A 6,928-nucleotide genomic window follows, 5' to 3' on the forward strand; every position below is an offset into this window, starting at 1 on the left:
TTTTTTCTTTCAGCCAATCCACCAACTCCTCGAGATCGTCGGTCAGCGTACCAAACGTGCGAATCTCTTTTCCTTCAGGGGTAAGGGCGCAAGCCGTAATCGATTGCTTATGCACGTCCAATCCGCAACAGCGTTCATACAAGACGCGCATCGGTCTCCCTCCCTGCTTCGTTCTCAAAAACAGCTGGTGCAGTAGCCTTTGTTCAAGCATTCTATCCTGCGTGCTTCCCTCAAGGGAGCGACATTCCGTGGTGCACCAGACTACTGGGGTCCGTCTATATATCGGACTTTTACGTACCATAGATACAACGACCTCATGACCCCAGCTGCAAGGAGACCATTCGACAGAAGGTTGTTTTCATCCTTCCGATGGTGACGAAATTTTTTTGTCATGGGAGTCTATATATATACCCGTGGTGCTAGTTGAGCGTCAGCGCTCAACCAGCCCTAGTGTGACCAAGGAATAAGCCAACAAGATGCCATCGAGTGCCACTTCAAACCCGGCCATGGAATTCGCTCGAATGTCGGTGATCCGGTATTGGTCTACGAGAATCGAAAACACCGTCTCGATGACTTTGCGTTTTTTTCGGATCCATTCTTCCCATGCTTTGGATGGGCCGTGCTTTTGATTGTGTCGAGACGGTGTCCAGAACGCAGCTTGGTGTTCTTCGTACAGCTTTTCTCGAAGAGCGTGGCTGATGTACCCTTTGTCCCCAAAGTTGTAGGGATGAGGGATTTGAGTCATCACCGTTTCAGCGGCTTTGACGTCGTGGCAGGACGCTTCCGTCACGACATAGCCCATGGCCAGCCCTTGATTGGTCACTTGAAGATGCAGCTTGAAACCGTAGTACCATTGCTTTTTGGAAGCACAATACCCCATATCCGCGATCCCTCGAAATCGCTTGACGCGCTGCATTCTTGCGGGATGGCACAACGGAAGAGGCAAGCTGTCGACGACCGCATAAGCATGGTGTTGGCCACGTTTCGCCAGCTCATGACGGATCCATTTGATGGCGAAACCAAGCGCTCGGCAGCGGCGGTTGTATCGGGAGCGTTCAAGAAACGAGCCGTTTGTGAACAAATTTCCCGTGACAAAACGATGCCAGGCTCGTTCGGAAGAAAAGCCCAGCAGCTTCCCCAAAAGGTGAACCGCCATGACCACTTCGTCTTCTTGCTTGACCAAGTGACGGTTGCGGCGATGAAGATACATTTGAATCAACGACAGTTGGGCAGAAACAAAACAGAAAATAGCGGCATATTGTTTTTGAAGTTTGGCTGGATCTGTAGTAAAATGAAAGTGCTCTTGCATGGGGGATCTCTCCTTTCGAATGTTGGGTGACACTTTCATTCTACTGGAGATCCGCCAGCAAGGGCTATTTTTATGCTTGATCAAGTTTATCTAGCACCACGGGTTATATTTTACTGAATCTATCCTATTTTCAGCAAAATATAGTTAAGGCGATTCATCTCCCACTTACTCCGCTTCGCTTCGTTGAAGTGGGAGTCTTCTCGCCTAATTAAGATAAATCGGCCCGGAAACACGATTTCGATACGCTTGAATTTGTTTCGGACTACATGTGCAATAGCGCGTTCTTGAGCCTAAATATCCACACGGACACGGATTCATCGCCCCAAGCAAAATAAAGTCCGCAGGATATGTTACCGTCGACGAAATACGGCTAATCGTCACTTTCCCCGTCTCTAACGGCTGGCGAAGCATATCCAGCGTCTTTTTCGCAAATTCCGCCATTTCATCGAGAAACAAAACACCGCGGTGTGCTAGCGACACCTCGCCAGGCTTTGGGTGCGTTCCCCCGCCAAGTGACATACTCCCACCACCTACGCTTCGCTTAGAGGTGGGGGCTTCTCGGGTAATCCCATCTCATGATGGGAAGTTGACCGAGCGATCCCCGTGTGCCCCACGGTTCGAGGACAAGTTAGACGATCGCGAATCGTTTCATGCCCTCATGTTTGATATTGATGGCCGCATTGACGTCCCTGTCGCTCTCGAATCCACATTCACAGCGGAATGTACGCTCAGAAAGCGATAGAGACTCCTTGACTCGACCGCAGCACGAACACGTTTTGGACGAGGGGAACCATTTGTCGATTTTGATCAGTTTCTTCCCCTGTTCTTCCAATTTGTACCGAAGGAAAGAGGTGAACATGCCCCAGCCGTTGTCATGAACGCGTTGACCGAAATGGAGGGCTTGGGACATTCCCTTCATGTTGAGGTCTTCGATGACCACGCAATCATACCGTTTCGCTAATTTGTGCGACTCCTTATGCAGAAAGTCTTTTCGTTGGTTCGCAATTTTTTCATGCAGCTTTGCCACTTTCAGACGCTGTTTATGCCAACGATTCGAGCCTTTCTTTTTACGAGACAATTTACGCTGTTCTTTCGCTAATGTTTCCAATGCTTTGCGATAGAATCGAGGATAATTGGCTCTCTTACCCTCGCTATCGACATACAGCGTACTCATGGAAAAGTCAAGCCCAACCACCGTTTGTACTTCTTTTGGGGCAAGTTGATGTTCGTACTCTGTGAGGATAGAAATATAGTATTTTCCTGTTTTGGTTTTCGTGATCGTACAAGACTTGATGATATGGTGGGCAGGAATCTCCCGGTGTTGCTTGAGCTTGATCCATTTCAGTTTGGGCAGCTTGATATAGCCATCTGAAAGCTTGATGTTGCCATTTACCACATTTGTGGTGTACGACTGTTTCGCCTTGCGGTTTTTGAACTTGGGAAATCCAGCGCGGCCAGAAAAGAAGTGTTGAAACGCTTTCTGCAAATTCAATTGGGCGTTTGCCAGCGCAAGGCTGTCCACTTCTTTTAGCCAAGGAAACTCCTTTTTGTACTTGGCAGGGGTCGGACATGTTTGCTGTTTCAAGGATTCTTGATCGTCCTTGAACTTTTCAAACATTTGTATGCGCTCTTCAAGCATTTTGTTATACACGAAACGGACACAACCGAAGGTTTTGGCGAGCAGTTGTTCTTGTTCTTTTGTTGGGTATAGACGGAACTGATAGGCTTTGTTTGCCATATCGACACCACATCACTTCATACCTTGATTTTCGATATATTTTTTCTATAACTGATTATATTGTAATACACAAAAAAGAGACAATTTTAGGCTATACCTAACCGAAATTCATCTCCCACTTTCACTTCGTTTAGAAGTGGGAGACTTCTTTCGGAAAGATGTTAAACTGATCATTCAGCGCAAGCCATCCTGACTTTCCCCTCTGGACATAGCTCACCCACAGCGTGTCTCCCTTCACGTAAAGCTGATCGAACTGCGTCTCTTCTTGCCCCATGCCCCAATAGGCCACTCGCCATGAATGCGGATCCACGATGGTGAGGCGAGGTTTCGTGGCGATGACAAGGCGGCCGTGAAAGACCGCCATGGAGCGCGCGAAGGACGTAGGCAACGAAATTTCCTTCACTACGGAACCGCGCTGATCCAACACATACAATACACCGTGCTCCTGTTCCATCGCATCAGCAAACACATATATAGATGCAACGAAGAAGTTTAACATATCCTTGACGGAAAAGCGGTTTGTCCATTTTCGACTGTCGAAGGCAAGCCTATGGCTTGCCCCGTCACGCCAAGGCGTGACGGAAGACCGAACAACCACCTGCTTCACAGATCCATATATGGGTCTGTGAAGCGGCGTTGTTCGGTCGCCTGACAGTCGATAAAAGCTGCAAATGGTAAATCTTCAAATTGCATCTATATACGCGCTGCTGGCCTGCCATGCGGCTGTGATTTATCTCTGGATTAGCGACTGGGACGTGCTTATGACGCCCGTGGGTCTTGTCGTATGGGGCGGAGGGGTTGCTGTCAGCCTCACCATCCTTCACTTTCGCCCCCGTATTCATCCCAGTTTGCCGCCTGCTTCCTTCAGATTCTGCGTCGCCGCAGACACCCTTGCGTTAAGCTAACTGCTACTTCTGCCTTCGCAGTTCGGGACTTTCACCCTATAGACTGCACCCGTGCCGGGCGCACACGATGACGGCGGCGTCGATGCTTGCCGCCGTCTGTTCATTGATCATCGAATGGGCGGTGCGCTCGATGCCGTAGGAACACTTGGTCAGTCGTTGCGGCCGTCAGCGGCCCGGAAGGCTTCTGGAGCGATCCGGCGGCCAACCGCATACATGATCGGTGCGCCGATCGCCATGACAACAAACTCGCCAATGGCCGTCGTCAGCCATGTGAGCCAAAACGGAAAGCCGAGCGCGAGCTTTAGTTCAAAGGCGATGATGGCCATGGTCACGGTAAACGACAACGTATTGATCGCCATACGCGCCCAAATGTTCTCGACATAACGCATAGAAACAATCGTGATGAGAAGCGCCAGCACCGACTGGCCGACGCCGAATACAAGATCATACGCGACAATCGGCGAGAAAAACAAATTGGCCAAAAAGACGCCGAGCACGATGCCCACGGCGTATGTTCGGCGGAATACGACTAGGTGGTTTAACATTTCTGAGACGCGAAACTGAATGTTCGTAAAGCCAAACGGCTGGATGAATGCCGTCACGGCGATATACACGGCGGCGATCAAACCGTTTGTCGCCATCGTTCGAACGTTCATGGTATCCTCTCCTCTCGTGCATGATGATATGATTGTAGCATACCACTCTCGTGAACGAAAGGAGCGGGATCCATGGCTGCAAAGAAACAAGCAGCAGACCGATACGGTTCCGTCTGGGAGGTCGCAATTACGGCGCTTCGCCTCGGCTTGACGTCATTTGGCGGACCGGTCGCATAGGTTGTAATAAAGAATTTCCGACCTCCATGTCCCGTCTTTACTTTATCACCTAACAAGCTGGCACGGTGACAAGAAGAGCGAACAATGCCATGTAAAACAAAATTGCAACTTATATATATACATGCAACATGAAGAGTTAACTTCTCAGTCATCCTGCACACCCTAAGCGCTGCAGCACTTCCTCCGGACGTTCGTGGATGTAGTGGACAAACCGAGTAATGGCTTGAATGATATCGTTGCGATCCTTGTGAAATACATTGGCAATCACCGTATCTTTCAGCCATTTCCATAAGCGTTCGATCGGGTTCAGCTGTGGCGAATAGGGAGGAAGGTAAATAAAGTGAAAACACTGCCCTTCTTCCTGCAAAAACTCCTTGACCATTTTGGCATGGTGAATGCGGGCGTTATCCAACACCAAGACCATGAGACGGTCCGGATAGCGCTCTTTGAGCATTCTCAAGAAATCCAAGAACGTCGCGGCATTGGCAGCGGTCGTTTGATGAAGCACCGTTTCGCCATCGTGGATGTTGACCGCGCCAAACAGCGATACGTGGGCATGATGGCCGAACGTCGGCACTTGTTTTTGGCGGCCGACTTCCGACCATGTGGACCGCAAGACATGGTAAGAGCGGATATGTGTTTCATCAAGGTACAACAAGACCGAATCAGGATCCATTAAGTTTTTTTTTATGAAGTCGATCTGTTTCTCAAAATTCTTTTGTCGATCCGGATCGCCTTTCGCCAATGTGTAGGTCGGCCGTGTCCACGACAGCCCTTTGCGGTGCAGGAGTTTTCGCAACGCTTCGCGGGAAATGGAAACACCGAAGTGCTTTTCGACATAGGATTGCAGGAGTTTGGTGTTCCACGCCGAAGCGACGTCCCAGCCCAGTTCCGCGGGAGTGGTGGTCAACACAAGCTGTTTGATCTCTTCCTGCTGTTCTTCGGTGAGAAACGGCTCCCGCCCGGGGGCGAAATCCCGATGAAGCAAGAGCTCCAGACCGCCTTCGTTGAACAGCGACACATAATGGGAAACGGTTTGTCGGCACACGTTGACCATGGAGGCCACCTCTTTGCCCAAATAGCCTTCCATGACCAGGCGAACCGCCATCACCCGTTGGCGAAGAAGGGTGTTTTTGATTTTCCGTTCCTGTTTGCGAAGTGTCCGAGGTGTCCATCCGTGATCGTTGGTGATTTTGAGACGTTTCATGCAGAATTCCGCTCCTTTTCCATGCTTTTCCTTAGGAGCAGTATAACCGGAGTGGGCACCACTTATACGAAGGTTAACTTTTCAATGAGCATATATATATATTCAATTACGAATTTTCGTTGGCTGGGGGATGTTTCTGCCAAACGCTGCGCGGCAGGAGGAACAAGAATGCCATTGTCGAAAGAATAAAGTGTTTTTTGGAAAGCAACAGGAATATGCATTAGATGATGGCATATTGGTCGATTAAATCGTATGGAAATGTAGGGTTTTTCATGAAACGAGGGGGGAAGGATATGAGCACGATTACCACGTTTGACAGTACGGTCGAAAGTTTGCTTGATTTGCTTGAGAGCATTCAAGAATGCCGAACACAGCTTCTTGAAAGGGTTTATTCAGGCGGCTCAATTTTTGCATGAGCAGCATGTGTTTTCCGCGCGCGACTTGCCGTACGGCACTCAGTTGATCCCGCTGGCAGCCATTTTTGTAGAACTAGGGAAAGAAGCGCATAATGTCCATGTCCGTGATCAAATTGCCCGCTGGTATTGGTGTGGCGTATTGGGTGAACTATACGGAGGAGCGACGGAGACGCGGATTGCCCGTGACGTGGTGGAAGTCGTCGAATGGATTCGCGGCGGTGCGGAGCCGACGACGGTGCGGGATGCCCATTTCGCCGCTGACCGTCTCTTCACGCTGCGCACGCGAAACAGCGCCGCTTATAAAGGGTTGCACGCCTTGCTCATGAGGGAAGGGGCGCGGGATTTCTTATCTGGGGTGCCGATTGATATTCAGACGTATTACGGCGAATCGATTGATATTCACCATATCAGGCGTGTTGATTATCCAATAAAATCCAAAGGGTATAGAAAAAAGAGCACCTTTCCTGTAGAATGTGAGTAGCAACACAAACAAACCCAGGAGGTGCTCTCTATGAACAAG

The 6,928-nt window shown here is 49.6% G+C and carries 7 protein-coding genes and 2 pseudogenes; 2 read left to right on the top strand and 7 right to left on the bottom strand.

Annotated elements, in window-relative coordinates; all coding sequences use genetic code 11:
- From NSS88_RS16595 to NSS88_RS16625, 7 genes and pseudogenes are all read right to left on the bottom strand, one after another.
- Positions 1–151: pseudogene (locus NSS88_RS16595) on the bottom strand (IS110 family transposase); the annotation flags it as partial.
- Between the two features lie 279 nt (positions 152–430).
- Positions 431–1,309: an IS982-like element ISGsp1 family transposase gene (locus NSS88_RS16600; protein WP_004439648.1), complete on the bottom strand. Its 879-nt coding sequence runs from the start codon at positions 1,307–1,309 to the stop codon at positions 431–433.
- 213 nt (positions 1,310–1,522) lie between these two features.
- Positions 1,523–1,822, bottom strand: a pseudogene (locus tag NSS88_RS16605) (ATP-binding protein); the annotation flags it as partial.
- A gap of 115 nt (positions 1,823–1,937) precedes the next feature.
- A complete protein-coding gene (locus tag NSS88_RS16610) occupies positions 1,938–3,047 on the bottom strand; it encodes an RNA-guided endonuclease InsQ/TnpB family protein (protein ID WP_055358994.1) in 1,110 nt (369 codons plus the stop codon).
- A gap of 130 nt (positions 3,048–3,177) precedes the next feature.
- Entirely contained in the window at positions 3,178–3,480 is a 303-nt protein-coding gene (locus tag NSS88_RS16615; RefSeq protein ID WP_341085459.1) for a hypothetical protein, read from the bottom strand.
- A 621-nt stretch (positions 3,481–4,101) separates the two neighbouring features.
- On the bottom strand, positions 4,102–4,608 hold the full coding sequence (locus NSS88_RS16620) for a QueT transporter family protein (RefSeq protein WP_033014176.1): 507 nt from the start codon (positions 4,606–4,608) through the stop codon (positions 4,102–4,104).
- Between the two features lie 325 nt (positions 4,609–4,933).
- A complete protein-coding gene (locus tag NSS88_RS16625; RefSeq protein WP_339239467.1) occupies positions 4,934–5,992 on the bottom strand; it encodes an IS630 family transposase in 1,059 nt (352 codons plus the stop codon).
- A 293-nt stretch (positions 5,993–6,285) separates the two neighbouring features.
- On the opposite strand from NSS88_RS16625, the gene NSS88_RS16630 reads away from it, so the two are divergent.
- On the top strand, positions 6,286–6,408 hold the full coding sequence (locus NSS88_RS16630; protein ID WP_268761877.1) for a hypothetical protein: 123 nt from the start codon (positions 6,286–6,288) through the stop codon (positions 6,406–6,408).
- A complete protein-coding gene (locus NSS88_RS16635) occupies positions 6,401–6,889 on the top strand; it encodes a hypothetical protein (protein ID WP_341084205.1) in 489 nt (162 codons plus the stop codon). Before NSS88_RS16630 ends, NSS88_RS16635 begins: the two co-directional genes overlap by 8 nt.
- Positions 6,890–6,928 lie beyond the last annotated feature (39 nt).

This window comes from Geobacillus sp. FSL W8-1251 (assembly GCF_038005945.1).
Lineage (GTDB): Bacteria > Bacillota > Bacilli > Bacillales > Anoxybacillaceae > Geobacillus > Geobacillus stearothermophilus.